This window comes from Leptolyngbya sp. FACHB-8, from assembly GCF_014695575.1.
Lineage (GTDB): Bacteria > Cyanobacteriota > Cyanobacteriia > Elainellales > Elainellaceae > Vacuolonema.
In genome coordinates, this window is record NZ_JACJOO010000057.1 from 40,258 (window position 1) to 67,232 (window position 26,975).

Here is a 26,975-nt window from a genome sequence, read left to right on the forward strand (position 1 = left end):
GAACGTGACGATTGATCGATCAATAGCTTCTGGATACGGCAATTATGCTGGATGGTAATAAAACGCTACGCCTAAAACAATGTAGGTCGCGAGGAGCAACGCTCCATCCAACCAGTTCGATCGCCCACTTAAACTAATCAAACTGGTCACGGTAACGGCGATCGCGATCGCAATCACCTCAAATGGGTTGAAGTTGAGATCCATCGGTTCTCCTAAAATCTGCCCTACCAGCACCAGCACAGGAGCGACAAATAGCGCAACTAGCAGGCTTGACCCTAGAGATATCGATACCGTGAGATCCATGTTGTTTCTCATCGCCACCCGGACTGCTGTGATATAGCCTGCAATATCTCCTAACAGGGGCAGCAGAATGACGCCTGTGAAGAGGGGCGTCAGGCCAAAGCGCTGGGTGACGGTTTCCACGACTCCCACAAACAACTCAGACTCCAGGGCAATACCAACGCTGGTAACTAGCAGAATACTGATCAAAAGGGTAACGCTGTGATTGGTTTCTTCAGGAGTATCGTCTTCCTGGATGGCGAGGCCCACATCATAAAGATAGCTGTGGGTTTTGAGTGAGAACAGCAAGGTGAGGCCATAGACGATGACCAACACCGCAGCGGCAATGATCGACAGATTGGTGATGGCGGTTGCGTCTACCACATTGGACGTATTAATGACGATAGTGGGAAGGGCGATCGCCGTTACCGCCAGAGCCATTGTTGGCGCACTCACCCGCACCACAATTTGCTGAAATTTCTGCTCCTTGTAGCGAAATCCGCCCAGCAGCATTGCCAGCCCTAATACCAGCAGCAGATCTCCCAAAATACTGCCCGTGATACTGGCTTTCACAATATCCACCAGTCCGGCTCGCAGGGCTGCTAAGGCGATGATGAGTTCTGTGGCGTTGCCAAACAAGGCATTGATCAGGCCGCCAATGGTAGGGCCAGTGGCGACAGCCAGTTCTTCGGTGGCGATGCTGAGGCAGATGGCGAGGGGGGCGATCGCTCCAACCGAGGTTAGAAACACAGCCGTTGTGCCCCAATGGCACATCTCCGCTGCAATAGACAGCGGGACAAACACCAGCAGCATGGCTGAAATCAGAACCTGGATAGTCATAGAGGTTGAGCCAATAGGGGGGCACTTTGCCCAGGATAGCGAAACCTTACCCGAAGGGGGATTTCGGGCGGCATCCCGGGGACATTTGCATACTACGCTACAGTTGATTAGAACGGCTCCAGCACAACGTTAGATCTTCACTGCTTGCCTCATGTCTTCTGCTACTTCTCGTTCCACGGATGAGCTAACCACTCGGCCTTCTCGCCAAACAGATTGGCGATTGCTGAAGATGCTGCTTCCCTATGCGGCTCGTCATAAGCGCACTCTAGCCCTGTCGCTGGTCCTGCTCATTCCAGTTTCCCTGGGGACGGCACTACAACCCTTTTTGGTGGGGCAGGCGATTTCGCTGATTAAGAATGAACCTGTGATGAGCTTTTTTCAGGGTTTGCCCCTGCGGGATGCTCTAAACCGAGTTGCCTTACTCCTGCTGGTCACGATCGCCGTACGCCTATCGTTGGATGGCATGCAGAGCTACCTGGTGCAGAAGGTCGGGCAACGTATTACCGCTGATATTCGCAATGACCTGTTTCACCATGTCACCTCGTTGGCAACTCGCTTCTTCGATCGCACCCCCGTTGGTAAACTGATCACCCGTCTCACCAGTGATGTCGATGCTCTGGGGGACGTGTTCTCTACCGGGGCGATCGGCATTGTGGGTAACTTGTTTTCCATCGTTGTGGTGATGGTGACAATGTTTACGCTGCAATGGCAACTGGCGTTGATGCTGCTGGCTATTCTGATTCCCATAACCGGGTTGATCATCACCTTTCAACGGCAGTTTCGCAAAGCTAATTACCGTGCGCGAGAAGAACTATCTGCCCTGAACGCAACCCTACAAGAGAACATTGTCGGTATTAACGTCGTGCAGTTGTTCCGACGGGAAGCGTTTAACTCAGAGTTATTCCACAAGATCAACTCTCGCTATGTGCATGAGGTGGATCGCACCATCCTTTTTGACTCGGCTGTGTCGGCAACATTGGAGTGGATTTCGTTAGTGGCGATCGCCGCTGTTCTCTGGTTGGGCGGTACCCTTGTTTTGAAGGATGCCCTTCACATTGGCCTGCTGGCTTCCTTTATCCTCTATGGTCAGCGCCTCTTTGACCCACTGCGAGAGTTCGCTGAGCAGTTCACCTCCATTCAGGCCGGGCTGACGGCTTTAGAGCGGGTGAGTGACATCCTCAACGAACCGATCGAGATTCGTGATCCCGCTGTCCTCTCTCCCGTCGCCCACACCCCCCACGCCAGCGAGCCCACCATCCCCGGTGAGATTCAGTTTGACCATGTCTGGTTTGGCTACAAGTCTGATGAAATGGTACTGCGTGACCTCACGTTTACCATCCGTCCTGGCGAAAAAGTAGCCCTCGTTGGCCCTACAGGAGCCGGAAAAAGCTCCATCATTCGCCTGTTGTGTCGCTTGTACGACGTAAGCCAGGGGCGTATCTTGCTGAATGGGGTAGATATTCGTGATTTGCCCCAAGCAGAACTGCGCCGTCGCATGACCGTCATTTTGCAGGATGGCTTCCTGTTTGCGGGGGATGTGAGAAGCAACATCACTCTGGGAGAATCCTACTCCATGCTGGAGGTGCAAAAGGCTGCGGCGCAGACGAATGTGGCCTCATTTATTGAGCAGCTGCCGCAGGGCTACAACACCGAATTGCGCCAGCGAGGCACAAACCTTTCAGGCGGTCAGAAACAACTCCTTGCCTTTGCCCGCGCGGCCATTCGCAACCCTGGCATCCTGGTACTGGATGAGGCAACCGCTAATCTAGATGTGGGGACTGAGGCACTGATTCAGGAAGCCCTGGATACGCTGCTGGTCGATCGCACTGCCATTATCATTGCTCACCGTCTTTCTACAATTCGCCGGGTCGATCGCATTTTGGTCCTGAAACATGGTCAGTTAGTAGAGTCTGGCAATCATGACGAGTTGCTCGCCATGGATGGCCTGTACGCGAGCCTTTATCGACTTCAAATGCTGGAGGCTTAGAAGATTTCTGCAAAGAACCATAATAGGTAGCGCTGCAGCGCTACCTATTATGGTTCTTCAACTGGAGATCAGATTAGCTATCGAAAGTTATTTTTGATACGTGCTGAAGCGTATAGCTTATCAAAGATAACCTTTCTGGTTTTTCACCCGCAGTTCTATATAAAAAAGGGCAAGACGCACGTTTAATGCCTGAACCAAACTGCCAGTTTAGAATGAAGGCTAGATACCTTGCAATCCTGAAAGGCGTTTGAAGCACGACGGCTGCGGCTGCCCCCAATACGCTCTTAGCTGACTGAATTCAACGTAGTTCTAAAAAATAAGAAATTAATAACGTTGCAATTGATCTGAGTGGTTTTTCTAAAATTAACCTGAGTTTAGGTTATTGACCTTGGAGTTGGCGGATAGTACGACATCCCTGACTCCCAGTACTGATTGAGAAATCCACTTCGAGGCAGTTGCGATCGCCTGTTCCTCTAGCGAAACTAGGGTTATTGTCTGGGGCATAGCCCAAGGGAGAGCTGTCGGCTACTGCCAATTGGGCCTCATCACAACTTGCTCCCGCAATCTCTCGTTTAATAAAACAGTTATGGGAAACAGCCGCTTTGCTCACTTTTGGGATTTCCTGGGTGGAGTTTTCAGCCTGAATGGTGAAACCTTTCAACAGATCGTCGCCGTTCCCTGGGGGTTCTGGTTTGCCTTAGAGGTTGTATTAGCAGCCGGATTATCTCTGGCCGTTGGGCAAAGCATCATTCTATTTATTAACCGGGTGAGGCCAGTTCGCTTCATCTTTAGCCTTCTACTTAATGCCGTTCTCTACGTCTGCGGTTTTCTTTTCCTGGTATTTAGCACCTGGCTCATTACCCTATTCCCCTGGGCTGTACAAGCTTCTCTGGGAGACCTGATCCGGGTATTGGGAATCACCTATGCGCCGTTGCTGTTTGGCTTTCTAGCGGCAATCCCCTATCTGGGTATTCCTCTGCTCACATTGCTGTCGGTGTGGCATTTTTTGGCTCTGGTGGTGGGTTTTGCTGGGCTGACAGAGGTTTCCCTGACCCAGTCCATCTGGTACGTGGCGGTGGGGTGGGGTGTGCTGCAAATTTTGCAGCGGGTGATTGGGCAACCGATCGCTAACTTGGGTCGCTGGGTGGCAGATAAAGTCGCTGGAGTAGAGCTGTCCACGAATCGCCAGGATGTGCTTGAGATGGTGCGATCGCGCATGGCAGAAGCCACTTCTCCACTCTTAACTGCCCCGAATCCATCGCCGATTCCTGAAGCCCAACAACTAATTAAAACGGCCCGTCAACGGGTTGAAAATTTAGCAGAAAACATTGTCCGCAATGCTCCCAGCGATGCCGATGCAGCCCTGGTGTTCAAAGATGAAAGCACCCGTTGGGGGTGGGTTAAAGTTGCCTCCGGTTTAGTGGGTATGCTGCTGCTGGCCTACATAGTGGCCGTTCTACTGGCACCTGTACGAGATGGATTGTTTGGTTGGTATGCAACCCTGCCAGGAGTTTTACGCTTCCTGTTTGATCTGATGTGGATTGGGGTAATCGCCCTGGCTTTTGCCGGATTGCTGGCCCCTCTTGAAACCCTGGGCTGGTGGGCCGGGTGGTATGACGACGAAATCAATACCAATGTGAATGTGGGGGAATTGGCTGAACCCATCACCGACCCCCGCAGTATTTCCCGCTACATCATTTACCTGGATGGCATCGGGCAATCTACTGCGGAGTACTTGCCGGATGTAGAGGATTTTCTAGATTCCCTAACCCCTGCCCTGCCTGACAATATTGCCTTGATTCGGGGGTTGGTCAGCTATTCAGTGCTCAATAACCCTTTGGATGAAGACCGTCCCCTGGCATTTCTCTGGCGACTAGCCGACAAGCAGCGATGGACTAACCCTGCCAGCCTTTTAGGAGTACTCGTTAACCTCCGCAACGTCTTAATTGTGGGCGTGTCCTCAGACAAACGCTACGGGCCGCTCTATAACCGCGGTATTGCTCAGGTGATGCACAATGCTCTGCTTAAGAATGGCTACCAGACTGGCAGTGGCGTGCCCATCACTTTGATTGGATATAGCGGAGGTGGGCAGATGGCCTGTGCCTCGGCTGCATTTTTGAAGCGGGCGATCGGTGCTCCCATTGATGTGATTTCTCTGGGGGGCGTCATCAGTGCCAACAACAACATCCTTGTGCTGGAACACCTCTACCACCTGGTCGGCGGGAAGGATAACGTTGAGAAAATTGGGCCGATTATGTTTCCAGGCCGCTGGAAGTTGTTTCCCCTATCCTACTGGAACCGGGCTAAGCGCCTGGGCAAGATCAGCTTTATTGCGCTGGGGTCAACCGTTGGGCACCAACTTCCGGGGGGCTTGATGGACCCCAAAGCTCGTGTCCCCGATGGTCGGACTAACTTGCAACAAACCATCGACTTTATTGTGCAAATTCTTCAGGGGCAACTTCTCCGCAGCCGCGATCGCCTGCCTCAGAAGATGAGTCAGTACACCCGCTACCAGGAAGCTGCGTTTAACCGATACACCTACTACCCAGCCCAACAGGTAGTGGATACTCAGTGGTATCAGCCGATTGCGCCCTGGATAGGGCGATTGATTCTGCCTACCCGTGAGGAGCGCCCCCAGGTGCGAGGGGTTTGGTTTGAGGTGTATCACGCGGCCCAGGGATATGAGCATCTGGTGGGGCGGAAGGTCAAGCTCCAATGGCTCGAAGAGCCCGCTCTGTGCAGCCTGGTCAATGCGGTGACACGGGATGTTCACTTTAGCGCTGATGCGGAGTACACCAGCACGTATGGCGGGTTAGTACATCCAACCCGGCTCAATCACCGGCAGCAGGTGGGGCCACTGGAATCCCTGGCGGGTTCTCATCCCCAGGATGACATCACCGTGATGCTGGAAGGGCTAGTGCAGGTAGATGCGGGAAACCCTGCCACTCTTCGCATTCAGAGTACCCCTGTCCAGGTGACTGGGCGCTACTATGCCCTGGTGCGGTTCCATTCCCCAGTCGGGCATGACGCTTTTCAGGTGGTGCATTTTAATCGTGCGACCCGGCAGTTTGATGGGCCAATGGAAGTCGTTCAAACGCCCCCAGTGTTACGGGCTGCGGATTATGGCAGTTGCCCTTCAACCTTACGGGATATTGAGCGATCGCCCCTCAATGAAACGGGCTGGTATATCTATGGGGCAAAGAATGAGGCAGGCCAGTTTGTGGTGCAATCCCTGGCACCACGATCGCTTTTCCGCCTCCAGCCTGATCGGGTGATTGTGGGTAATAAGGCCGGCTACCGCTACATTCGCAAAGAATCTTGGGCCAATGTGGCTGCGCAGAAAGGAAAGATTAACTCGGTGCTGATTACCCCCCGAGAGGAGTCGAATCAGCGGGCGATCGATGAGTGGCGGGAAGGCGATCGCGCCCTGGTACTCCACACCTACGGCGGCATTGGAGGTAAGAAAAAAGAACCTGCTGCGGGTGGCCCTATCTTTTTCGGGCACTTTGCCTATGGGCTGGCGAAGGTGATTCGTGACCCTCTGGTCGATGAGCTCCGATTTGATATTCAGTATTACCAGGTCTACACCCACAACATCGATGGGCTGACGGCAGGAACACTGCACTGGTCACGGTATATGGGCGATCGCCAATTGGGCTGGCTCGGCAATCGCCCTACCTGCGACATCGTCATTAAACTAAAGGCGTTTACAGATAGCTTTTCGGCCCACGATCTGCGGCAATCTGCCCTGGATGTGATGCTGGCAGCCCTTCAGGTAATGACGGCGCGCTATCGCATTGGCGACGGTACGGGAGGCACTTATGTTGGCCCGGCTAACAACTGCTCGCAAGATTCTAACCAGGCGTTGTTCAACAGTCTCCGCTATATCGAGCGACGCATTGAACGGGCTAATGCAGCAAGCTTAAGCCAGTGGATGAACGATAACCCCGAGCAGGCCAAGCGCTATCAGGATTTGGTGCAGGTCGGCAATGCTTTGGAACGGGAACTGCAACCCCTGGGTGGCCCACGCCCAGACTGGGAGAAGAATGAGTTCAATCTAGGCAGTACCTTGCAGGATGAACCCCTGCGTAACCTGTGGATCGGCATTGGCAGTTGGCGGACCCTTCTGCCACGCAAGGCCAGTGACACTATCGTGCGAGTGTTTCTGCAACATAACGCATCGGTATGGGTCCTGCGTACAAATCAAGTGGGAGGCTATGACCCCGATATTGAGCCAATTGCTCCCATGACCTTGTAGCTAAAACTCCACATCATCTGCTAAGACAGAGTATTAAAGCTGCGCTCCGCGCAGCTTTAATACTCTGTCTTAGCAGATGATGTAAGGCTACATAGCAATGTGCAAGTGCGTTAGATACAGCGACAGTGGTTTAGGGAACTTCGTGCCACACACCACCGTACTTACATCAACGCGCACAGCGTTATATAAACAGAATTTTGGATGTTAGGGATGGTGCAAGCTCTCGCACAACGCCTCGAACACCTCGTCCTGAATGATGCCTGCTTCCCCCAGGGCGATCGCTCGGTACCCATCATCGGGGTCATCCTCTAACCAAAAGGAAAGACGGATGGGTTGTTGATGACGATTTAAGCGAGTAGAAATTTCGCTGGCATCGGCCAACTGAAAAAATAGTTCGATCGCCTCGATAAGCTTCGCCCGTGCTTTTTCTGCAGTGGCCCCATACGTCGAAAGCTCTAATTCTGGACATTCGGCCTGATAGTGTTGGGCTCCATCCGTAGCCTGCTGGGTCTCTGTGGATGCAGGGGCTTCCTTTACTGGTTCAATGATGATGCTAAATTGCTGAATTTGTCTCATTCGCATCACACCCGTCAGCTTTTGCTTCATAGTTCGGTCAGGAGGCGTGAGAGCATCGGCCTGAAGCCTGCTTGCCCAGATCTCCCCTTAACACTATGGGGCATCTGAGAAAGGATTGAAAGGGTTGTTTTTTCAGGTGAAACACTATAAAACAGTTCCTTCCCGCGAGAAATTCTCATATCCTCATGGAAAGGAGTGTAGTTTGTTAGTCTCTTCTTACGGCACCCTTGGTATGTTTATACTCAAAGGTTCAAATAGGCGGAGTCGAGCTTCTCATTGAGCGCCTGAACAGTGGAACAAGCCTGGAAAAACTTGTTACTCGATCGTTGCCCTTAACGTTATACCTGTTTCTACCCTGGCATAATCCTATGACTCTGCTGTGCCGACTTCAGTGGCGTATCCTCCGTCTCAGTTACCCCTGGTTGCCGCTAGCGATCGCACTCTGGCGGCTCACGACTTCCCGTGGTATTCAGCGGAGCCGTGCCCAAGCCAAGTTTTGGCTACTTTCAGTTCGCATTGATTTTGCGAACTTGATGGCGATCGCTCTGGACATGACGCACCCCGAATATTGGTTGCTCTAGCACTGACAGCATGGCCCGAGAAACTTGGATGAATGGTTGGTCGGGTACTTTGTTATTGATAATCTACTCATTAAAAATATCAATACTCTGGACAGTTTTTCTGAAACCCTTGATTTTGCGTGCGCGAAGCGCACGCAAAATCAAGGGTTTCAGAAAAACTGTCCGAACTAATGAAATATAAGCTCTGAGGTTTTGTTAGTGTAGCGATCGTTTTACAGATTAATAGAATCTTTTATCATAACTTTGTTGCGGGGTTCCAAATAGCTTGTATAGGGTGGGAATAAAATAATTGAATTGGCATAAATAACTGTTTTATATAAGATCCGAAATCTTTTGAATAAGACGTTTCTCTAGAAAGTTGATTGATCGTTTAATGCTCCCCAGGATAAAAGTGTTCTAAACGTGTGGATGGGATGTGGTGAAAGAGACGCTTTGTGTTCCTTTCACCACATCCCATCCAGGTATTTGAAATATGGACATCGTGTACAAGAATTTGCTGCAAGCGTTTCAGCCTGGCTTACTCAGCAGGGTTGTCCTTAAGCCAGATGTCTAGTAACTCATTGAGTAGTGATTGACGCATAAAGTCGTCGAACTGAACGGGTAAACTTTCCTCCAGTCGTGCAATAACAATCCATTGATCCAGCTTTAGGGGTGCCCACAGTTGCCCAAGTTGGGCTCCATAAAACAATCGGGCTAATCGCGGATGCAGTTGTCCTAACTCAACGGGGCCAATTCTGCCACCATTGCTAGCTTCGGCCCCCTGGGAATAGGTGCGCGCAATTTCGTCAAAGGTCGCTTCTCCTTCAGCAATTCTGAAATAAAGTTCGTGTGCTAATCCTTGATCCGTCAAGTAGATCAGTGATGCTACGACGCGATCGAGCTCATGCTTACGATCCAGGAAATAAGATGCGACCTTGCGTCCCCATTGTTGGTTCTGGAATTTTCGGATCGCTAATTCTCGCTTGACCCACAGTTCAAAATCTTCCGGTGTAACTTCTTGCTGTTGCAGCCAAACCTGATAATCTTCCGCATTGAGAAATTGCTGAAGAAATTCTTCCCACTCCTCGGCTGTATAGTCAACGGCAGCGACAACGCGATCCAAATTGGGTTCGCGAGAGAATGGAGATAGCATGCAGTTTAAGCCATCCAGGGAGAAGCGCTTTTGCCCCAACTATAGCAATCTTGAAGCAGGGTACGTCCCCACGGCGAACTTCCCCCGTCACACCAGACTTTACATCTTTTTAATAGCAGGACTGTCGCACACTCACTGTACCTGCTGCATTTATGTAGTGTGCGTACACCACACAAATGCACATCCTCCTATTGAACCCTCCGTTCGGGATAAGCTGAAGTGCTCATTTTGGCGTGCACTATGTGCACGCCAAAATGAGCGTTTTCGAGTGCCGCGCGTTGCGCGGCACTCGAAAACGCCTTTAACCCGAACTCAGGTTATTGAATTGGTGCTGGAGGGGTTTTGTAGATATTGATGGCTGACGTAGCGATCAGAACCGAATGGGGAATACTACGGGATACCCCTGGTGTCTTACAACACCAAGTAACGAATTGTTTCCCGAGCCTCCCATGCAAAACCTTCTTCCGAGTCGTGCAAGATTCAGCAACCGAAAACGCCAGAGTACCCTTACCGGCCAACTCCGTTACAGGTTCGACAACTTCATGGCCCGAGGCACTGTTGCCCTGGTCAGCGGATTGGCATTGGTTTCCTTCGCGTTTATTGTGCTGATGGCTGTGCTGGTCAGCGTGTCAGGAGTTGCACCGGAAGGAGGCGATCGCCTTAATCTCCCAGAAGCTCTGTGGGGCGTTCTGATGCGAACACTCGACTCAGGAACTGTGGGCGGCGACACGGGTTGGGTGTTCCGTTTAACCATGCTGTTTGTCACCTTCGGTGGCATCTTTGTGGTCAGTACACTGATTGGTCTACTCAGCAGTGGTATTGATGCCAAATTAGAGGATTTGCGGAAAGGGCGATCGCGTGTCATCGAAACCGATCACATTGTTATTTTGGGTTGGTCGCTGCAGATCTTCACCCTGATCTCGGAGTTGGCGCTGGCGAATGCAAATCGTTCAGATACCTGCATTGTCATCCTCAGTGAAGAAGATAAGGTTGAGATGGAAACTGCCCTTCACGATACGTTGGGGAGGTTGCCTCGAATTCGCCTGGTGTGTCGTACAGGCAGCCCCAGCAGCATGACAGACCTGGGTATCGTGAGCATTCAAACGTCCCGATCTATCATCATTCTGAATCCGGGCCAGGATGCTGCCGATACGCAGTTGGTGAAGACCCTTCTGGCGATTACCAGTATTCCGCGATCGCATCCCCAACCCTACCATCTGGTCGCGCAAGTGCAGAGTCCCAAAACTCTGGATGTGCTCAAGCTGGTTGCTCATAACAACGTAGAACCATTATTAATCAATGATTTAATTTCACGTATTGTGGTGCAAACCTGCCGTCAGTCCGGGTTATCCACGGTGTACATCGATCTCCTGAACTTCAGTGGCGATGAAATTTACTTCCGGGAGGAACCTGCACTCTATGGCAGTACCTATGGTCAAACGCTTTTGGCGTACAACGATTCGGTGGTCATTGGGATTCAAGATGCAGAGGGTGCAATTCAGCTCAATCCTCCCAGCAATAGGCTCTTGCAACCCGGGGAACGACTGATTGTTATTAGTGAAGATGACGATACAACGCATCTGAATCAGGCCGCAGAAGCTCCAATTGATCGGCAAGCGATTCACCTTGCCGAAGCGACGTTACCTACGGCTGAACACACACTAATTTTGGGTTGGAATGATCGGGTCTACAACATCATCCAACTCCTGGATCAATATGTGGCACCGGGCTCGACGGTGATGGTCGTGGCGGAGTTTCCTGATGCTGAGGTGGATTTGTCGGAGAAATCCCTGCAACTTCAAAAACAAACGGTGCGCTACCAACAGGGAGATCCAACGGATCGAGATGTATTAGACAGTCTCAACCTGACGCAGTATAACCATGCTCTTGTCCTGTGCAACTCAACCCTGGATGCAGAACAGGCGGATGCTCAAACTCTGGTGACATTGCTCCATCTGCGGGATATTTGCGATCGCCATCATCACGACTTTCAAATCGTCACTGAAATTCTAGATGTCCGCAATCAAGCATTGGCCCAGGTTGCTCGCCCTGATGATTTCGTAATTAGCGAGCAAATCATTAGCCTGATGCTAGCCCAGGTCGCAGAACAGAAAAACGTTAATGCTGTGCTGACGGATTTATTTAGTTCTGAAGGCTCAGAGATTTACCTCAAACCCGTCGATAACTACGTCACAGTTGATCGCCCTGTCAATTTCTACACTGTAGTAGAAGCCGCCAGACAACGGGGAGAATCTGCGATCGGGTATCGCCACAAAGCTGATGCGAATAACGTTGCGCGATCCTATGGAGTGGTCATTAATCCATCTAAAGACAAACTCATCGAATTTCAACCGCAAGATACGATTATCCTGCTAGCAGAATCTTAGATATTCAGAAAATTGCATCAAAAAAAGCCCGGCTCTGCCGGGCTTTTTTGATGCGGCTCTAATTCAAATACATAGATGCAACGCGTATCCAGTGACGCACACAACACTCACCCTGATTCCACAGGGTAATTAAGCCAGTCCATTACCTCCTGCCACAGCTCAGGAAATTGCTGCTGGCTGCGCTTCAGCCGTGCCATGCGATCGCCTGCATTAGGGCTGTCCGTATCGGCATACCAGCGATTTGCGGTAACCCAGTAGCCCGCTGTCCAACAGAGCGATCGCACAGCCGGGTAGGGCCCAAACGCGACAAAATGCTGTCGAATTCGTTCCGCTAAATCTGCATCCTCCAGAGCTTCGTAATAACAGTGCAGGAAAAACTCGCGATCCTCGGCTGGCAGACGATAATTGTGGCGGCGGCGCACCGTGACGGGAGAAAGAAAGTGACCCAAATCCCCAGCGGGGGAGCCAATTTCGGCCCACTCCCAATCCACCAGGTAAGCCTGTTGGGAATTGACGACCCAGTTTTCGTAGGTGTGGTCACTATGAACCAGACACTGGTGAGGGTAATCCGATAGCAAAGATTCAGCACTCAACCGCTGTTCCGCTTTCGCCAACACCGCCTCTAGCATTTTTACAATGTCAGCATCGGCATCGGCAGATTGCAGGTAGGGTTGAGCGTAGTCGCGTGATTCCTCAAAGAAGAGGGTGAGGGGGTGTGCGATCGTGGGTACATGGTGGCGCAACTCGTCCAGGGCATAGCCAGGGTTTTGAGGCAGACGATGGAGGTGAGCGAGGGTTGTGGCGCAGTGTTGGAGGTGCGATCGCCCATAATCTAATGGCCCTCCTTCCAGATAATTGGTAATTAAGTAGGTGTAATTAAAATCGTCACTGGGTTGTAGCTGGCGTGCCTGTAACTCATGACCAATACCCGATCCGCTCAAATAGGTGAGAATTTTCTCCTCAAACTGAGTTACGCGCTTGAAATCCCCTTCAAACCGTTTGTTGGGGGTGTTGACTGCAACCCGTATTAAACGATTTGAGTTGACGCGAAAAATTAGATTTGCTTCTCCATGGGCCATCAAGGTGAGGGTAAAGCCTTCTCCAAATCCACGTGTCTTTAGATGCTTATAGAGATGAGCTTGAATTTCGGCAATGTTTACACTATGACTCACGTTAATTTCAACTAATTGAATAGATGAATGTGCTTATGCGTTTTTATTGTAGGGGTGGGCGAAGCTTCATGTAAGGAGGCAGTTGAGACCTAAGCTGTGTCCCATGCGAAGCGGTTGGTACAGTTTAGATCTTCTGTTTAATCAGGCTGAGCCATTTAAAAACGGTTTCTTGCAGAACAATACCTTCACCATTTTTTTCAAGCCCTTGATTTTGCAGGCGCATCGCGTCTACAAATCAAGGGCTTGAAAAAAATGGTGAGCATATTGATAGAAAAGATATAGAAATCCTAAATGCTTTTTCAAGATGAGATAGGTACGACTCATCCCAACTGTTAAATCCTATGAAGGCGCTTTTCCTGTCATTTTATGGCGGAAAAACTATCTTTATAGGTTTCAGTAGGAGATCTGAAGCGGCTCAGATTCAAAATTGAATTGAAGTTATTCCCTAATGGATGAGCTTTACTAAAATTAATTTTTGTTGGGCGATGCAATCCAAGGAAACTCAGTCTTGTGGCACATAGTGAATATACGACAATAGTTAGGCTCATCAATAAAACATATAAAAATTGTTCTGTGCTGAATATTTGAAATTAAGAATTGGCAGCTATTCTGGCATTTCAGCTCATCAATAAATAGGTTCTATATTTGGATCAATGTATTTAGCATGAGCCTCATCATTTAATAGGGGTGCTGTTTCTCAAATCGTTGAGAAATACCTGAATTCAAATTGTTCTTGTACTCGTTTTAATTGATGTAGCCAAGGAGCATTCTATGTTTTATCACGTTAAAGAATTGGAGTTTAATGCACGAGTATCGGGGCCCGATCCTCGTTTTGCCAGTTTATTATTAGAGCAATTTGGTGGGCCAAATGGTGAATTAAAAGCCGCCATGCAATACTTTACCCAGGCTTTTGCAGCCCGAAAGCCTTATCCTGACAAATACGATATGTTGATGGATATTGCCACCGAAGAGTTGAGCCACCTGGAGATTGTTGGGGCCACCATCACAATGCTGTTGGATGGGGTCAATGGTGAGTTGAAAAATGCTTCCGAATCGACCTCATGGATGAACCTTCTGCCGAATCAGAAAGAGCAGATGATTCATCAGGCTATGACCAATCCCCAGTTTCTGCTACTGTCCGGTGGTGCTCCCCGGTTAACGGATAGTCAGGGAACGCCCTGGATGGGCTCCTTCGTCAACGCCAACGGGGATTTGACAGTGGATTTGCGATCGGACATCGCCGCTGAATCCCGAGCCAAGATTGTGTATGAACACTTGATGCAATTCACTGATGATCCCTATGTTAAGGAAACCTTAGGCTTTTTGATGACACGGGAGATCGCCCACTACAAGATGTTCGCGTCGGCCCTGGAAACCATTGAACCCAACTTCCCACCGGGAGTTCTGCAAGGCGACCCCCGCTATACCCATGTCTATATGAACATGTCCAATGGAGCCGATGCTCGTGGCCCCTGGAACCAAGGGCAAGGAGCCTGGGAATCTGGAGAGGAATGGGAGTACGTGCAAAAGCCCTATGAGCATGTCGTAGAGACGAAGGGCATGGTGGAGCAGCCTGTTAAGGGTAATAAGCATACCCTGGATGAGGCTCAGGAAAAGAGCCGTGCTCTGGGCAAGCAGCGCAGCCAAGAGGTGAAGTCATCCGTAGGGGGTGGCGCAAATCAATGGTCAACCTATCCCCAAAATGATTTGGCAAGTCCTAAAACGGTGGTTGACCCTGAGAGCCACGGTTCAGTAATTTAATACACTGCTTCAATCTCTGGGTGTATTTACACTAATTTACTGTGCTGAACAAATCTTCGAAGTCCGGCTCCTTAAAGGAGCTGGGCTTCTTTTTCATTCGGGGCACGCTTTCCGTCCCCCAAAAAAGCTCATATTGCCGTGTGCTCCCTGCACGTCAACATGGGCGCTTGAGCTTATCCCAAATTGGGGTTACATATGGCTATAACCTGAGTTCGGGTTAAGGGCGTTTTCGAGTGCCGCGCAACGCGCGGTACTCGAAAACGCTCATTTTGGCGTGCGCAGAGCGCACGCCAAAATGAGCACTTCAGCTTATCCCGAACTGAGGTTGCTATAGAACGGGTTGTCTCTCTTTCAAAAAAAAACTGTGCAGGTTGCACAGTAGGGTTGGAGCTTATTTGGGAGATTCTTAAGCTCCGTTAGGAGTTTGTTTGGCTAAATAGTTGCACACAGTTTTGCTGCTCCCAATGTTTCTTAAACAGCAACAGCTTCTGTTTCTGTCTCTGTCTCTGTTTCGGCTATGAAGTCAGCTTCGTAATCGAAATCGGGCTCGATTTCGGGCTGGAGGCGATCGCGATCCTCGATAAAGTTGTAGTGATCCAGTGCCTCCATAATGCCCCAGGAGTAGTTACCCTTCGCGAAGTAGACTTTAGGATACTCGCGCAGTTTTTCAACTTCCTGGCTGTAGTTGCCAACCACAACCGCCAGCGTGTTGCCAGCCAGCATACTTTCGTCATTGCCTGAACTTCCAGCAACCAGGAAACGGTCAATCGCCAGATTCCACTTCATTGCGCAATACCGAATGGCATTACCCTTGGAAGCTCGGATAGGCAGCAGGTCGAGGTACATGCTGTGGCTGAAGATGCCATTGATATGCAGCCGCCGCCGCCGCAAATGTTGCATCATCTCGTTATAGCTGGGAGCCTTGCTGGCATCGACAAAGTAGCTGAGCTTGTACTGGCCCTGGCACTCATCAGGCTGTAGCTCAATACCGGGTAATTCTGCCATCGCTTGCCGCACAGCGTCGGGTTGCCAGCGATAGTTGATGTGCCGCGCCCAATTGGGATCGGGAATGACCTGAGGGCCGTAGTAGATTTCCGAACCCGTTGAAGCAATCAGCACATCCGGCATGGGGAACTGCCATTCGCCCAACATTGCCAACGCACTGGTGAGCGATCGCCCTGTGGCAATCCCAATTCCCGTCGTGCCGCCCTCTTGATTGAGCCGCTGAATCAGCTGTTGCAGCGCTGCATGATCACCCAACAAGGTATTGTCGATTTCGCAGACCAGATAGCGATCGGCGTTCATCAAACGGTTCATGCTGGGCATATTCCATGCTTGAGATGTCGCTGTTTTTTCCACCGTGAGGTAGCTCAAGGGGGACTGCACACGCCGCTGGGGCAGCTGGCGCAGGTGCTCCAGGTAGCGCTCCACATGGCTCTTCCAGGAGAAGTTTTGGCGTACACGATTGAGGCCGTTGGTTGACCACTGTTGCCATTGTTCGGTGTCGGTTAATGCCTGGCGCAGAGCGGCTTGAATATCCGCAATATCGAGAGGATTGATTAACCGCCCGTTATCACAGGCTGCCAGAATGTCGCGAGGGCCACCATCTGCCGTGGCAATGATCGGCGTTCCACAAGCCGTCGCCTCAATGAGAGTCAATCCAAAGGGCTCGGTTAGCGCTGGGTTGATAAATACGCCCCGAGTCTTGGTTGTGAGACGGTATAAATCAGGCACCTCTTCCGACTTGTGATGTTTTGGATAGGCTACTTTTCCGTAGAGATCATAGCGGTCGATCAGCCGGAAAATATCAGCCATCACCTTGCGGGGGCCAGATTCCATCTGATTGATGTCATCCCGGTTACCGAGCACTAACACAAGATTCGCCAGTTTTTGAAGTTCTGGATCTTGACCGTAGGCTTCCACCAGACCGGCCACGTTTTTCCGCATAGCTGCACGAGACAAAGCCAAAATAATAGGCTTGTCTGGTTCTCGTAGAAAGCGCTTCAAATCATCAAAAATGGGTGGCTCAACCCAATCATCTCCAGCCGGGTAAAACCGCTTCAGGGAAACACCCGGGGGAATTACCACCATGCGATCGGGCTGGTATTGGTCGTAGATGCCGTACTGATCGGTTACTTCCTGATGGGTGCTGGCAATGATTAGAGAAGCACTGGCCAGAGTTTTTTCTTCTGCTTCAATACGAGTGCTGATATGAAAGTGTTCTTCGACAGCTTCAGGCTTGGTGCCTTGCTCTAAAAGGCGATCGCGCTTCACGCGCCCCAAAGAATGGCCGGTGTGAACTTGGGGAATCCCCAGCCACCCGGCCACTCGGCAACCCACATATCCGGCATCAGCATAGTGAGTATGAATTACATCTGGAACACGGCCTACTTGCCGAATATGCCGCACCATTTCATCGGCGAAACTATCAAGATGAGGCCATAAAACCTCTTTGCGTAAGTAGCGGCGAGGACCGCAGTTAAGACGAACAATCTGCGCTTTTTCACAAATCTTTTCGATGGGTTGCGCGTAATCTGGACTGACTTTTGGATCGTTGACTAAACGTGTTACCAGATCGACCCGATCAACTAGGGGATTTTCAGCCAGCGCTTGAGCAAGTTCTACTACGTATTTGGTTTGTCCTCCGGTATCGGCATCCCGGCCAAGTTCCAGATTATGCCCTCGAATCAAACCATGAACGCTGACAAGTAAGATGTACAACCCTGCGGGTTTTGACATAGGTGTTTTATCCTCCTTGGACTAATCACTGCGAAGAGCGTCAGTCACTTTGTGATCACCGAAACTTGACGTTGCCCGTGCGTTTTCAAAGTAGTTGGGATTTACGGGTAATTATATAGATTTGATAAGATTCTGCCGTTATCTTGCTAGTTTCGCTTCACTCCAAGGAAATACATCACGCGGAAACAGAGGCATAGACTGGCATTCAACCTTTGATGAGAATGTATTACAATTTGTTGCTGAGCTCGATAGATGCAACGTGAAGGGTAAATTTCTAAAAAACTTTTTTGTGTTTGTGCCCTACAAAGGCGTGTCATATTTATTACATTCAAGCCAATTAACCCGTAATTCCTCTTAAGAATTATGGAATTTAAGAATTGCTTAATGATGTATGAAATCTCTTTCTGCTTAGTCGGTATTTCTGAATACTATAGTTGGTCGAGTGAGGTACAAGAGAGGGGTGTAGAATTTCATTCCTCTCTCGTATCTCGACAGATTGGAAAGGGATATCAGTAGCTCAATTCAATTAAATCCAGACTCTAAAATGCTGTGCCACCCGCCCTCTCTATAAAGATATTCGAGTTAATTAAACAAGGTAGTGGATGGAGCTTAGCCCTACACGCTACCTTCCTTGTGAACCAACGTGCCGTATAGCTGTTCTGAGCTTGGCAACTCTGCTTGTTCTTGGAAAGCTAAATGATAGGCCTTGGGAAAACCAAAATTCATAATGTAACTCTTCTCCTTTGATGGAATAAGGAGGAGCTAAAACAGGCATGTTTCCCGGTTGGAAACTGCTCAGCCCGATCCTGTGCCTGTAATAGACTTCGCCCAGGCACTCGTAAGCACAAGATGTACCCATTGGCCGTCTGATAAATTCAGTCGAATGGACGGATCAGTTTGTGTACGAGCACTTCAACAAAGTTCCTTACGCGGGCTCTTAAATCCGTCCCCACGGCGTGAAAGCTGTGTTGGAGGAAATTTTTAACCAATTTGAGGGGGGATTTAGAACGTTAATTTCCGTATGCTGTACATACGAAAATGACTGATTCATGATTGTTTCTTACCCATGTTTCGTGCACTCGGGTTATGCCTCAAACCATTCGACAGGTTTATCCTGGATTAAATCCTCTGCCCTCTGCGTACAATCCGGTTGTGGTGCGATTGGTGCATGCCTTTCTGCCCCTCGTGATGCGATTTCGCACACGGCCCTGGTTACCCGCAGGTATTACCAGGGTTGACGTAAGCAACCCAGAACGATTGGCTAGCCTATATCAACAATTTCAGGCTGGGAAGGTTCGCTTCATGCTGGCCTTTCGCCATGTGGAGGTGGATGATCCCCTTTCCGGGTTGTATATGCTTTCCCGAATGATTCCCAAAGCAGCTCGGGAGAAAGGTGTGAAGCTGCGCTCCCCTTTGCACGTCCACTTCCTTTTCGATCGCGGGATGCCGCTTTGGGGTGGCCCCTGGTTGGGGTGGCTGCTGTCCCGAATGGGTGGTGTCTCGGTGCATCGGGGTAAGCATCCTGATTGGCAGGCTCTCCGCACCTCTCGGGAGTTGATGCTAAATGGAGAACTTCCATTTGCGATCGCCCCCGAAGGTGCCACCAATGGTCACAGCGAGATCCTGGGACCCCTGGAACCGGGTGTTGCCCAAATGGGTTTCTGGTGCGCTGAAGATCTGCAAAAGGCTGGCCGCCCCGAAACAGTGTGGATTGTGCCCATTGGAATTCAATATCACTACATTGGCGCTCCCTGGCATAATCTCGATCGCCTGATGACCCAGTTGGAAACCAACATGGGCCTTCCTCCCCAACCCCTCGAACCCCTCGCCGATGACCAACGGCCCGATGCGTATTACAAGCGCCTTATCCGGCTAGGGGAGCATTTCCTGACCAAGATGGAGCAGTTCTACAGCCGCTTCTACCATCGCCCCCTTCCTCCTAAAGACCTTCCCCCCGATGCACCTAACATCACCCGACGTTTGCAAGCCCTCCTGGACGAAGCCCTGAAGGTTTCGGAAGAGTACTTCGGTGTTTCATCCAAGGGCAATCTTTCCGAACGCTGCCGGCGCTTGGAGGAAGCGGCGTGGACCTATATTTACCGAGCGGATGTGAGCGATCGCAACGCCCTCTCTCCCATCGATCGCGGTCTGGGTGACTGGCTTGCCGAAGAAGCCAGCCTGCACGACACTCACATGCGCCTGGTAGAAAGCCTGGTGGCCGTCACTGGCTCCTACGTCAAAGAAAAACCCTCCTTCGAACGTTTTGCCGAAATCACTCTGCTACTGTTCGACGCTACAGCTCGTATTCGCGGCGACAAATATCCCCGCCGTCCCCGTTTGGGCTACCGCCGCTGTCAAATGACCGTCAGTGAACCTATTTGCGTGAGCGATCGCTTTCCTGATTACCAGACCAGTCGCCGGGCTGCACGGGATGCCATCAACACACTCACAACGGATCTCCAGCATGCTCTAGAAGCGACGATTGAGTCGTGATGGGCGATCGCCTTAACAAAATCCTGTTACAACACCCGTATCCAACGACAACGTGTCGCCTTTCGCATCGCCTGTGTGATACGCTGCCAGCAACACCTCGCTGGTTTTGCCCCAGGAAATCGTTCCGTCGTGGGAGAGGGCGATCGCCCCGAAATCTCGCTGTCGGCTTCCCGCCTCCTGGAAGGAACGCCCCATTGCTTCCCCAAGGGGCAGACCGTCCGTCACGCGAACCACAATACGAGCGGCCAAACATTCATCAATAATGTCTTCACCAATGCCGGTGCAACTTACGGCTGCATGGGCGTTAGCATAATTTCCCGCAGGTGTGGCCGAGTCGCTCACCCGACCAATGCGCTCAAAGCCCTTGCCTCCTGTGGATGTGCCCACCGCCAAGCGACCTTCTGAGTCCAACGCCACCACACCGATCGTGCCTCGCCCAGGCTCGGAGGCAAGTTCGGGTTCCGCTATGACCCCAGCCATTTCATGGGAAAAATTATTGTTCCGTTCTGCCATCCACTCCTGTAAGCGAATATCTGTCAGGGGGTCATAAATGGGTTTGCCTAACTCTCGCAGCAGTTCAGCAGCTCCATTGTCGGAAAGAACGCGATCGCTACCCTCTTGCAAAAACTGTGCCAACTCAATGGGATTCTTCACTCGCGATACGTTGATCACACCGCTAAATCGCTGAATCAGCCCATCCATGAGCGATGCACTCATCCGAATTTGCCCGTCTGACTGCAACACTGAGCCCGTCCCAGCGTTGAAGCGGGGATTGTCCTCCATCAATCGGCATCCTAAAACGACTGCCTCTTTGGCCGAACTCCCCGCCTTCAACAGGGCATAAACCTTATCAATGGCATCGAACAAGGCCGTGCGAACGGCCTCCTCGCCGCCTTTGCCCCGCAAGGAACTTCCGGCTCCGCCGTGGATGATCAGTTTAGGTTGCATGGTAGTCAATGTGTAGAGAAGTGAAAGGAAAAATGAAGTCAAACGAACGCTTTTAGGCCATCAGGAAATGATGAGATCCTATCTGTGTGAGCCTACAAAAAGAGTTCCCAAACGAACGATGGCTATTATCTGACAAATATTGAGGGGTGAGTAGGTGCGATCGGGTGACTCTACCCGACCCCCTGATTCCGCCGCCGCCGACACCGTTCGGAGCAATACTTCACGTCATCCCAACAATCGGCCCACTTTTTACGCCAGGTGAAGGGGCGCTGACAGACAGGGCAGAGCTTTGTGGGCAAATCCGATTTGGAACGGGTGCGCGCCATGGCAATCTGGAATGTGCAGTGGGTGAATTACTGTGGTAATTGTAAAGGATTGTAAAGGCTTAATGGTAGAGACAGAAGCCAGTCGACTAGCGCGATTGCATCAGGTACGGATTGTGTTGGTAGAGCCAGCCGGGCCGCTGAATGTGGGGTCGATCGCCCGCATCATGAAAAATATGGGATTGTCTCAACTGGTTCTGGTCAATCCTCAGTGCGATCCTTTAGGAGCAGAGGCGCGGCAGATGGCGGTGCATGCCTTCGATATCCTGCAATCTGCTCGTATTGTTTCCAGGCTGACGGATGCATTGGAGGGATGTCGGCGGGCGATCGCCACCACTGGCCGTGATGACACGACTCTGAACATTACCCTGGAAGGCCCTCGTGCTGTACTGCCCTGGCTCGTGGAAGCTGTCGATGGCCCAACCGCTCTCCTATTTGGTCGGGAAGACCGGGGGCTGACCAACGAGGAAATTAATCGGGCACAGCGGTTCCTTTACATTCCCAGTGATGCGGCTTATACCTCGCTGAACCTGGCGCAAGCTGTGGCCCTCTGCTGCTACGAGCTGCGAATGGCGTTGCTAGAACCTGCCCCTATTGCAGCGGCTCCGGTCGGCACGCATAACCCGGCCTCCCACGATCGCTTAGATCAGTATTTTCAAGATTTAGAGTCCCTATTATTAAAAATTGGCTATCTTTACCCACATACAGTAGCCAGCCGCATGAAAAAAATTCGCCAGATCTACAATCGAGCGCTACCCTCTGATAATGATGTGGCCCTTTTGCAAGGCATGATCAGCCAAATGCGCTGGGCGTTGCAGCAAAGCCATCCCCGTAACGAGTCAATGCAGGATGAATAATTTGACGAATCTCCCCCATGCTGGTGATAATTTGCGGATAATTTCAGAGTGGTGGGTTGCATCTAATCAGTCATACTGGCTCTGGAAGCTTGATTTGCTTGTTCTTGAGATGCGTTAGAGGTGTTGATGTCAATGGAATCTGGAAAACCCTCACGCCCTCCCCGTCGCCGCCGTCCTGGTCGTCGACCTCCCACATCCTCCAGCGCCCCTGCGAATGAGAATGGGCGACGCAGCTCTCAGAACGGTTCGGGCAGTTCATCTTCGGACCTCTTTCGGTTGCCGTCAGCTTCAGCCGATAGCAATCGTAGCGATACTCCAGCCCCGTTGGTGCGGCGGCGTTCGTTGCGATCGCCCCGACCTGACTCCCAACTGAACCTGCGCCGTCTGCTAGACGAGCCAACCGGGCGCAATGGCTCTAGCGCTCGTCGTCGCCCCTCTGAAGAGAATGGAGCTTTAACACGGTTACGCCCAGTGCAGCCCGTCCTGTCCAAGAAAACGAGCCTGCCACCTACCGTTATTCCCATTCAGGCGCGTCCCGTGCGCCCTCAGTCACCTGCTGAAGCGGTGATCTCGCCGCCCAGCCCTCGGCGGCGACGACGGCGATCGCAGAAACCCGCCACGCCCCTGCTCTACATCACTCGTCTGCTAATCTTTGGAGTGGGTGTTGGGGCGATCGTCGGCACCATCCTTTCTATCTGGACGCCAGCCCAATCTTCCTTTACCGCCGCCGGTACCGTTCCCGGTTCTGCTGCGGCATCGGAGGCCGCGAAGCAGCCTTCTGACCTGGGAGAAGGGATGTTCCGTCTGGATGGAGCTCCCCCTTCCACTGTTCCGGCTCCCGTAGCCGCTCGCTTGAAGCAACCGATTAATGAGCTGGCGTCGGCAATCCAGCCCCTGGTCACCCAGTCACCCGATCTGAAACCCGGCATCTTTATCGTGGATTTAGACACCGGTAATTATGTTGATATCAATGGCGATAAGGCAATTCCGGCTGCCAGTACGATTAAGGTGCCTATTCTGGTGGCCTATCTGCAGGATGTAGATGCCGGAAAGGCCCGTCTGGACGAAGCCATGACCATGAAGCCGACGGATATTACGACGGGTTCTGGCGAATTTCAATACCTGCCTCCAGGTTCCAGCTTCTCCAGTTTAGAAACGATTACCAAGATGATCACCATCAGCGATAACACGGCCACTAACATGGTCCTGGAGCGAGTGGGTGGGGCGCAGATGCTGAACCAACGGTTTCGCACATGGGGGATGATCCAAACGGTGATTCGCAACCCCCTGGCCGACTTAGCTGGAACCAATACCACCAGCGCTCGGGATCTCTCGCTGCTGCTGATGGCCGTTACTCAGGCTGATTTTCTGTCCTTGCGCTCGCGCGATCGCCTCATGGAAATCATGCAAGGCACTGTGACGGATACCCTGATTCCCGCTGGTACGGGCCCCAATGCGGTTGTTGCCCACAAGACCGGTACCATCGATTCGATGGTTGGTGACACGGGTATTGTAGATTTGCCCAACGGCAAACGCTACGTCATCACCGTACTGGTGCAACGCCCGACAGATGACGGACGAGCCCAAGAACTGGCCCGTCAAGTTGCCCGGGTTGCTGCCGAATACTTTGGTAAAGCGGCTCCGGCCCCGGGTGCAGCCTCAGCCCCAGCGGCCGCTCCAGCGACGCCGGCAACAATGCCCGCTACGACGGCTCCTCAGTAGAGCTTCCCGGCATCACTTTATGTCGCGAATGAATCCCGTCTTCTACAATGGGGGTGTTGCGAGCGCAAAACCTTCAGTCGATTCAAATTATGGAACTAACAACCGTTAACGTCGAAAAAGTATTGGATGAGCTTCGCCCATATCTGATGTCGGATGGAGGCAACGTCGAGCTGGTTGAGCTGGATGGTCCCGTTGTTCGTCTGCGTCTCCAGGGTGCTTGTGGCTCCTGCCCTAGCTCCGCCATGACCCTGAAGATGGGCATCGAGCGCAAGCTACGCGAATCTATTCCCGAGATTGCCGAAGTCGAGCAAGTATTCTAATTTCACTTGCCAACCTATAACCTCATTTGCGCGGAAGGCAGCACGTATCGTGCTGCCTTCCGCGCAAATGAGGTTATGGGTGCATAACCCTGGTTACTTGAAAAGGTGTTTTTTGTACTCTTGGGCACAAAAAAACACCTTTTCAAGCAAATTCGGAGGGAAGGGTGTAGGGTGTGGGATAGTTATAACGTTTTGTCACATTCTCGATTTTTTGAAACAATCGAGAACATTGCAAGAGATACGCGATCGCCCGTTCTCAAAACCGGATTTCGCTTCCTTCTGCCCATTTACTTATCCATCGTTTTGCTCCCATGCCTCATCCTCTCTACGTTGCGTTTATTTGGCATCAGCATCAACCCCTCTACAAAAGTCGGGCTGTGGGTCAGTATCGCCTTCCCTGGGTGCGCCTCCACGGGACGAAGGATTATCTGGATTTGATCCTAATTTTGGAAAAGTTTCCCAAACTGCATCAGACGGTGAACCTGGTGCCATCTCTGATTCAGCAGATTGAGGATTACGTAGAAGGAACGGCCTTCGACCCGTATTTGACGCTGGCTCTGTCTGAAGCGGATGCCCTCAACCCAGAGCAGAAGCAGTTTGTGGTCGAGCACTTTTTTGACGGCAACCACCACACGCTGGTCGACCCCCATCCCCGCTATGTCGAATTATTCAAGCAACGGCAAGACAAGGGCGGGGATTGGTGTATCGAAAACTGGTCGCCGCAGGATTTCAGCGATCTTTTAGCCTGGCATAACCTGGCCTGGATTGATCCGATGTTTTGGGATGATCCTGAAATCGCTGCCTGGCTGAAACAAGACCGTGGCTTTACCTTGAGCGATCGCCAACGCATCTACTCTAAGCAACGAGAGATCATGTCCCGCATCATCCCGCAACATCGCCACATGCAGGAGACGGGTCAACTCGAAATTACGACCACTCCCTACACCCACCCCATCCTGCCCCTCCTCGCCGATACGGATTCCGGAAGGGTAGCTGTACCCGATATGGTACTGCCCCAAAACCGCTTTCAATGGGAGGAGGACATCCCCCGCCATCTAAAGCGGGCAAGGCAGATGTACCGCGATCGCTTTGGCTGCGAACCTCGCGGGTTGTGGCCTTCAGAACAGTCTGTCAGTCCTGCCATCCTGCCTTATATAGCCGAGCAGGGTTTTAATTGGATTGTGTCTGATGAAGCGGTGCTCGGCTGGACGCTGAATCACTTCTTCCACCGTGACCAACATGGCACTGTGCAGGAACCCGAGTTAATGTATCGTCCCTACCGTCTAGAAACACCTCAGGGAGATCTGGCAATTGTCTTCCGAGATCATCGTTTGTCGGATTTGATTGGATTCACCTACGGAGCGATGCCAGCGGAAAAGGCAGCAGCTGATATGGTAGGGCAGTTGGAGGCGATCGCTCAGCAGCTCATCTCTCACCAGTCTGAAGGCACTACGAGCTTAGAGCAACCCTGGCTGGTGACGATTGCCCTTGACGGTGAGAACTGCTGGGAGTTCTACCCCGAAGATGGAAAGCCTTTTCTGGAAGACCTTTATAGTCGCTTGAGTGAGCACGAAGATATTCGTCTCGTCACTGTGTCAGAATTTCTAGAGCAATTTCCCCCAACGGAAAGTTTGCCTGCCAACAAGTTACATAGCGGCTCCTGGGTTGATGGCAGCTTCACGACCTGGATCGGCGACCCTGCTAAAAATCGTGCCTGGGATTTGCTGACTGAAGCACGTCAGGTTCTTGCCAACCACCCTGAGGCAACCGAAGAGAACAACCCCGAAGCTTGGGAAGCGCTGTATGCGGCTGAAGGTTCTGATTGGTTCTGGTGGTTCGGCGAAGGGCACACCTCGAACCAGGATGCCATGTTCGATCAACTTTTTCGGGAACACCTTGCTGCCCTATACATGGCCTTGAATGAGCCTGTTCCGACCGAAGTGCGCCGCCCTGTGGAAGACCACACAGTCCATGGCGATCATGCCCCTCAAAGCTTTATTCACCCCTTAATCGACGGGCGCGCTGATGAGCAGGATTGGGATAAAGCGGGACGCATTGAGGTGGCCGGAGCTCGAGGTACCATGCATCGCAGCAGCAAAATTCAGCGCCTCTGGTATGGGGTTGATCACCAAAGCTTCTATTTCCGCTTGGATTTTGCGGCTGGCAGTCGGCCGGGTGTAGACTTCCCCTCAGAACTGCATCTGCTATGGTTTTACCCCGACCGTACTACCTTCAATGCCCCGGCTCCCTTGGCCGAACTGCCAGACGAAGCCCCGATGAATTACCATTTTCGCCATCACCTGGGAATTAATTTGGTGACGGGCGATCGCTGGCTTCAGGAGGCAGGGGAGTACTTCCAATGGCATTCCTGTCCCACTACGGCACAAGTAGCTATAGACACGTGCCTGGAAGTCGCTATTCCTTGGGCTGACCTCCAGGATATAGAACCTGACTGGGCTCTAAGGGTTGTGGTGATTCTTGCAGAGGACGGCCACTATGTCAGCTATCTTCCTGAGAATGCCCTGATTCCTGTTGAAGTGCCATAACTACAGTGCTTTTCAAGTGCTTAAAACCTGGTTGTTTTTATGAGAGCCGTGCAG

Annotated in this window: 17 protein-coding genes; 10 read left to right on the forward strand and 7 right to left on the reverse strand. The window is 51.5% G+C overall.

Annotated features, from left to right (window positions below):
- Window positions 1-42: 42 nt before the first annotated feature.
- A complete protein-coding gene (gene cax / locus H6F91_RS14000) occupies window positions 43-1,119 on the reverse strand; it encodes a calcium/proton exchanger (protein WP_190771460.1) in 1,077 nt (358 codons plus the stop codon).
- A 151-nt stretch (window positions 1,120-1,270) separates the two neighbouring features.
- Between cax and H6F91_RS14005 the strand changes: the two genes are divergently transcribed.
- Together H6F91_RS14005 and H6F91_RS14015 are read left to right on the forward strand one after the other, a co-directional pair.
- The gene (locus tag H6F91_RS14005; RefSeq protein WP_190771459.1) at window positions 1,271-3,106 is read left to right on the forward strand and encodes an ABC transporter ATP-binding protein; all 1,836 of its coding nucleotides are present in this window, start codon (window positions 1,271-1,273) and stop codon (window positions 3,104-3,106) included.
- Window positions 3,107-3,692: 586 nt separating this feature from the next.
- Complete coding sequence (locus tag H6F91_RS14015; protein WP_190771457.1) at window positions 3,693-7,364, forward strand: CAAX protease; 3,672 nt, start codon at window positions 3,693-3,695, stop codon at window positions 7,362-7,364.
- A gap of 204 nt (window positions 7,365-7,568) precedes the next feature.
- Here the strand turns inward: H6F91_RS14015 and H6F91_RS27560 are convergent, their stop codons facing one another.
- Window positions 7,569-7,970 (reverse strand): hypothetical protein, encoded by a 402-nt coding sequence (locus tag H6F91_RS27560; RefSeq protein WP_199307825.1) that lies wholly within the window; start codon window positions 7,968-7,970, stop codon window positions 7,569-7,571.
- 338 nt (window positions 7,971-8,308) lie between these two features.
- Between H6F91_RS27560 and H6F91_RS14025 the strand changes: the two genes are divergently transcribed.
- A complete protein-coding gene (locus H6F91_RS14025; RefSeq protein ID WP_190771456.1) occupies window positions 8,309-8,521 on the forward strand; it encodes a hypothetical protein in 213 nt (70 codons plus the stop codon).
- A gap of 517 nt (window positions 8,522-9,038) precedes the next feature.
- Here H6F91_RS14025 and H6F91_RS14030 read toward each other — a convergent pair.
- On the reverse strand, window positions 9,039-9,653 hold the full coding sequence (locus H6F91_RS14030; RefSeq protein ID WP_190772370.1) for a peptidylprolyl isomerase: 615 nt from the start codon (window positions 9,651-9,653) through the stop codon (window positions 9,039-9,041).
- A gap of 542 nt (window positions 9,654-10,195) precedes the next feature.
- Between H6F91_RS14030 and H6F91_RS14035 the strand changes: the two genes are divergently transcribed.
- On the forward strand, window positions 10,196-12,040 hold the full coding sequence (locus H6F91_RS14035) for an NAD-binding protein (RefSeq protein WP_199307826.1): 1,845 nt from the start codon (window positions 10,196-10,198) through the stop codon (window positions 12,038-12,040).
- 107 nt (window positions 12,041-12,147) lie between these two features.
- Here H6F91_RS14035 and H6F91_RS14040 read toward each other — a convergent pair whose 3' ends face one another.
- A complete protein-coding gene (locus tag H6F91_RS14040; RefSeq protein ID WP_190772372.1) occupies window positions 12,148-13,212 on the reverse strand; it encodes a phosphotransferase in 1,065 nt (354 codons plus the stop codon).
- Between the two features lie 771 nt (window positions 13,213-13,983).
- Here H6F91_RS14040 and H6F91_RS14045 point away from each other — a divergent pair.
- Entirely contained in the window at window positions 13,984-14,973 is a 990-nt protein-coding gene (locus H6F91_RS14045; RefSeq protein ID WP_190772373.1) for a manganese catalase family protein, read from the forward strand.
- Window positions 14,974-15,444: 471 nt separating this feature from the next.
- On the opposite strand, the gene H6F91_RS14050 is transcribed toward H6F91_RS14045, so the two are convergent.
- A complete protein-coding gene (locus tag H6F91_RS14050) occupies window positions 15,445-17,712 on the reverse strand; it encodes an HAD family hydrolase (RefSeq protein WP_190772374.1) in 2,268 nt (755 codons plus the stop codon).
- 1,086 nt (window positions 17,713-18,798) lie between these two features.
- Here H6F91_RS14050 and H6F91_RS14055 point away from each other — a divergent pair.
- Window positions 18,799-20,205 carry a 1-acyl-sn-glycerol-3-phosphate acyltransferase gene (locus tag H6F91_RS14055; protein WP_190772375.1) on the forward strand — a complete coding sequence of 469 codons (1,407 nt, stop codon included), beginning with the start codon at window positions 18,799-18,801 and terminating at the stop codon, window positions 20,203-20,205.
- 12 nt (window positions 20,206-20,217) lie between these two features.
- Here H6F91_RS14055 and H6F91_RS14060 read toward each other — a convergent pair whose 3' ends face one another.
- Window positions 20,218-21,153 carry an isoaspartyl peptidase/L-asparaginase gene (locus H6F91_RS14060; RefSeq protein ID WP_190772376.1) on the reverse strand — a complete coding sequence of 312 codons (936 nt, stop codon included), beginning with the start codon at window positions 21,151-21,153 and terminating at the stop codon, window positions 20,218-20,220.
- Between the two features lie 170 nt (window positions 21,154-21,323).
- Window positions 21,324-21,479 carry a DUF2256 domain-containing protein gene (locus H6F91_RS14065; RefSeq protein WP_190772377.1) on the reverse strand — a complete coding sequence of 52 codons (156 nt, stop codon included), beginning with the start codon at window positions 21,477-21,479 and terminating at the stop codon, window positions 21,324-21,326.
- A gap of 62 nt (window positions 21,480-21,541) precedes the next feature.
- Here H6F91_RS14065 and H6F91_RS14070 point away from each other — a divergent pair, with 62 nt between their 5' ends.
- The 4 genes from H6F91_RS14070 (at window position 21,542) to H6F91_RS14085 (ending at window position 26,921) form a co-directional block, all read left to right on the forward strand.
- Entirely contained in the window at window positions 21,542-22,333 is a 792-nt protein-coding gene (locus H6F91_RS14070) for an RNA methyltransferase (RefSeq protein ID WP_190772378.1), read from the forward strand.
- Window positions 22,334-22,465: 132 nt separating this feature from the next.
- A complete protein-coding gene (locus H6F91_RS14075) occupies window positions 22,466-24,055 on the forward strand; it encodes a serine hydrolase (RefSeq protein WP_199307831.1) in 1,590 nt (529 codons plus the stop codon).
- Window positions 24,056-24,144: 89 nt separating this feature from the next.
- On the forward strand, window positions 24,145-24,375 hold the full coding sequence (locus H6F91_RS14080; protein WP_190772414.1) for a NifU family protein: 231 nt from the start codon (window positions 24,145-24,147) through the stop codon (window positions 24,373-24,375).
- A gap of 311 nt (window positions 24,376-24,686) precedes the next feature.
- Window positions 24,687-26,921 (forward strand): glycoside hydrolase, encoded by a 2,235-nt coding sequence (locus tag H6F91_RS14085; protein WP_190772380.1) that lies wholly within the window; start codon window positions 24,687-24,689, stop codon window positions 26,919-26,921.
- Window positions 26,922-26,975 lie beyond the last annotated feature (54 nt).

What these genes read in the sequence shown, in the direction of transcription:
- cax (WP_190771460.1), bottom strand. Translation starts at nt 1,119, where the DNA reads ATGACTATCCAGGTTCTGATTTCAGCCATGCTGCTGGTGTTTGTCCCG.
- H6F91_RS14005 (WP_190771459.1), top strand. Translation starts at nt 1,271, where the DNA reads ATGTCTTCTGCTACTTCTCGTTCCACGGATGAGCTAACCACTCGGCCT.
- H6F91_RS14015 (WP_190771457.1), top strand. Translation starts at nt 3,693, where the DNA reads ATGGGAAACAGCCGCTTTGCTCACTTTTGGGATTTCCTGGGTGGAGTT.
- H6F91_RS27560 (WP_199307825.1), bottom strand. Translation starts at nt 7,970, where the DNA reads ATGAAGCAAAAGCTGACGGGTGTGATGCGAATGAGACAAATTCAGCAA.
- H6F91_RS14025 (WP_190771456.1), top strand. Translation starts at nt 8,309, where the DNA reads ATGACTCTGCTGTGCCGACTTCAGTGGCGTATCCTCCGTCTCAGTTAC.
- H6F91_RS14030 (WP_190772370.1), bottom strand. Translation starts at nt 9,653, where the DNA reads ATGCTATCTCCATTCTCTCGCGAACCCAATTTGGATCGCGTTGTCGCT.
- H6F91_RS14035 (WP_199307826.1), top strand. Translation starts at nt 10,196, where the DNA reads ATGGCCCGAGGCACTGTTGCCCTGGTCAGCGGATTGGCATTGGTTTCC.
- H6F91_RS14045 (WP_190772373.1), top strand. Translation starts at nt 13,984, where the DNA reads ATGTTTTATCACGTTAAAGAATTGGAGTTTAATGCACGAGTATCGGGG.
- H6F91_RS14050 (WP_190772374.1), bottom strand. Translation starts at nt 17,712, where the DNA reads ATGTCAAAACCCGCAGGGTTGTACATCTTACTTGTCAGCGTTCATGGT.
- H6F91_RS14055 (WP_190772375.1), top strand. Translation starts at nt 18,799, where the DNA reads ATGCCTCAAACCATTCGACAGGTTTATCCTGGATTAAATCCTCTGCCC.
- H6F91_RS14060 (WP_190772376.1), bottom strand. Translation starts at nt 21,153, where the DNA reads ATGCAACCTAAACTGATCATCCACGGCGGAGCCGGAAGTTCCTTGCGG.
- H6F91_RS14065 (WP_190772377.1), bottom strand. Translation starts at nt 21,479, where the DNA reads ATGGCGCGCACCCGTTCCAAATCGGATTTGCCCACAAAGCTCTGCCCT.
- H6F91_RS14070 (WP_190772378.1), top strand. Translation starts at nt 21,542, where the DNA reads ATGGTAGAGACAGAAGCCAGTCGACTAGCGCGATTGCATCAGGTACGG.
- H6F91_RS14075 (WP_199307831.1), top strand. Translation starts at nt 22,466, where the DNA reads ATGGAATCTGGAAAACCCTCACGCCCTCCCCGTCGCCGCCGTCCTGGT.
- H6F91_RS14080 (WP_190772414.1), top strand. Translation starts at nt 24,145, where the DNA reads ATGGAACTAACAACCGTTAACGTCGAAAAAGTATTGGATGAGCTTCGC.
- H6F91_RS14085 (WP_190772380.1), top strand. Translation starts at nt 24,687, where the DNA reads ATGCCTCATCCTCTCTACGTTGCGTTTATTTGGCATCAGCATCAACCC.